Source organism: Dysosmobacter segnis (assembly GCF_014297285.1).
GTDB classification, from domain to species: Bacteria; Bacillota; Clostridia; order Oscillospirales; family Oscillospiraceae; genus Oscillibacter; species Oscillibacter segnis.
In genome coordinates, this window is the sequence record NZ_JACOQI010000078.1 from 1 (window position 1) to 1,453 (window position 1,453).

The window sequence follows — 1,453 nt, forward strand, 5'->3', positions numbered from 1 at the left end:
CCGTTGACGCGCACCTCGAAATGGAGATGCGGACCGGTGGAGCGCCCAGTGCTGCCGGAGAGGGCGATGATGTCTCCCGCCTGTACGTTTTGTCCCACCCTTGCCAGCAGCTTGGAGCAGTGGCCGTACAGCGTGGCAAGGCCATTGCCGTGGTCGATCATCACATAATAGCCGTAACCTCCGGCGTTGTACTTCGAGACCGTCACAGTCCCCGGCAGCGCGGCGCGGATGGGCGTGCCGGTGGGAACAGCCAGGTCCATGCCGGTGTGCCCCTTGCGCTTCCCGGTGATGGGATCGACGCGGTTACCGAATTCAGAGGTGACACGGCGCTCCCAGCCTGAACCGATGGGCGAACAGAAACCGTCCGCGCCAATAAACGGCACATCCGCGCCGGGTATCCAGCCCTCTGAACCTCCGGCAACGCCATAGCGCACCAAATTGTACACACTGTCGGCGTTGGACTTCTGTTCCGCAGATATTTCCAAGTGAAGAGTGTTTTCAATATTGCTGTAGACCTCCACCATGTCCATAACGGGAATCGCCACGGTGTAGCTCTCCTCGGTTTCCGTCCCATCCTCATCGGTGACGGTGCGGGTGCGTTCCTCGTAGGTCACAAAGCAGTCCGCGAACTGTCGGTGCGCTCGGCGGCTGGGGGTGTCCTCCCCAAAATACAGAGCATAGAAAACAGCCTTGACGCGGATACCGTCAAGGCTGTCGCCGTTCTCCGTCATGCCATTGACGGCGGCGACGGCGTCGTCAAGCAGCGTGAAGCTGCGGCGCATATCTTCAATGTATTCTACATATTCCGCAGGCGTTTTGTTCGGAATGCTTCCGCCGTGGAAACACAGCAGGACGGCGGAATTGTTATGCTCCGCGCTGCCGGAGAGCAGAGAGCAGATCAGCGCCAGCGTCAGGATCAACGGTGAACAGATCGCCGCCACGATCCAGCCCAGCTTTCGCCGGGTGTCCTCATCCGAGAGAGCGGCAGCGGCGAGCTTCGCCAGTGCCGCGATGGGTACCGCCATTACCGTCCACCTGCCGTTCCAAAGATGGCCTGCTTGTACTCCGGGGCCTGCACCTGCAAGAGATACCGTTCATTGCCGCACTTGTAGAGGCAGGAGCCGCGCTGCGGGTCCCGGATCAGGGCATACTCGGATTCCTCTAATTGGAGGTTATCCATGAAAAACTTCTTATCCACGTTGCCGCCGTTGAAGATGAACTGATGGACGGGGATGGAAAAGAGAGGGCGCGTCAGCTCCCGTATTCCCGGCTGGGTGAAGTCCTCTAAGTTCTGACTGGCGAGGAACAGGGCGGATTCCTTTTTTCGTACTCTTTTAAGCGCGTTGCGGATGTAGGTGATGACGGTGGGATCGGACAGCCACAGGTACAGCTCATCAATGGCCGCCACGGAATTACCCAGTGTCAGAAGCTGATCCGACATATAGGACAGCAG

General features: G+C 59.0%; 1 protein-coding gene and 1 pseudogene. Both read right to left on the minus strand.

What is annotated here, in order from left to right:
- On the minus strand, positions 1 to 1,025 hold a 1,025-nt coding region (locus H8Z83_RS19015), incomplete at its 3' end, for a M23 family metallopeptidase (RefSeq protein WP_187016464.1).
- Positions 1,025 to 1,453: pseudogene (locus H8Z83_RS19020) on the minus strand (type VI secretion protein); the annotation flags it as partial. The pseudogene H8Z83_RS19020 and the gene H8Z83_RS19015, both read right to left, overlap by 1 nt.